Source organism: Streptomyces sp. NPDC005070 (genome assembly GCF_053600395.1).
The window spans coordinates 1-1,168 of sequence record NZ_JBSFZS010000562.1 but is presented as its reverse complement, the minus strand read 5'-3'; the positions used below and the strand labels follow the sequence as shown (position 1 = coordinate 1,168).

Here is a 1,168-nt window from a genome sequence, read left to right as displayed (position 1 = left end):
GGCCCACGGCACCGGCACCCGGCTCGGCGACCCGGCCGAACTGGCGGGCCTGCGGGAGGTGTTCCGCGCGAGCGGCCGCGGACGCCGGCTCGCCGTCGGCTCGGTGAAGGCCAACGTCGGCCACCTGGAGCCGGCCGCGGGCATCGTCGGCTTCGTGAAGGCCGCGCTGTGCGTGGAGCACGCCCACCTGGTGCCCACCCCGAACTTCACCACCCCCAACCCCGCCGTCCCCGCCTTCCACGACGACTTCGAGGTACTGCGCGCCGCGCGGCCCTGGCCGGACGAAGCCGGCCGGCCGCGCCGGGCCGGGGTGTCCTCGATCGGGATGGGCGGCACCAACGCCCACATCGTCCTCGAACAGGCCCCCTCCCGGGCCGAACCCCCCGCCGCCGACCGGAACACGGCCCCGGCGATCGTCACGAAGACGGTGCCCCTCGTGCTGTCGGCCCGCTCGGAGCAGGCCCTGAGCCGGCAGGCCGCGCTGCTGCACGACCTCGTCGGCGCCGACCCCTCACTGCCGGCGGCCGCGATCGGGCACTCCCTGATCGCGACCCGCCCGCTCTTCGAGCACCGCGCCGTCGTCCTGGCCGAGCACCGCGACGAGGCACTGGCCGGCCTCGCGGCGGTGGCGGCCGGCACCGCCGGCCCGCGTGCCGCGCGCGGCACCGCCGGTACCGCGGGCCCGGTCGTCTTCGTCTTCCCCGGCCAGGGCTCGCAGTGGCCGGGCATGGGCCGCCGGCTCTACGCCGAGTCCGAGGTGTTCGCCCGCTCCATCGACGCCTGCGCGAAGGCGCTGGAACCGTGGCTCGACTGGTCCCTGCTGGACCTGATCGGCGAGGCGCGGACGGCACCGTCACTGGAACACGGGGACGCCGTCGACGCCGTCATCCAGCCCGCCCTGTGGGCGATGATGGTCTCCCTCGCCGCACTGTGGCGCTCCCTGGGCGTGGCCCCCGACGTGGTGGTGGGGCACTCCCAGGGAGAGATCGCCGCCGCCTGCGCGGCCGGCGCGCTCTCCCTGAAGGACGGGGCACGCATCGTCGCCCTGCGCAGCCAGGCGCTGACCGCGCTGGCCGCTGTTCGCGATGACCGCGGGGATCGTCGCGACCTGCTGGACCGGGGTCCTGGCCGTCGGCCCCTGGGGGGTCTGCGGAATCGCCGCGGCCAA

General features: G+C 76.4%; 1 protein-coding gene. It reads left to right on the top strand.

Annotation, left to right across the window (positions count from 1 at the left end; all coding sequences use genetic code 11):
* Positions 1-1,168 (top strand): acyltransferase domain-containing protein (locus ACWEBX_RS41155; protein WP_451889784.1); only part of this gene is annotated, 1,168 nt, incomplete at both ends.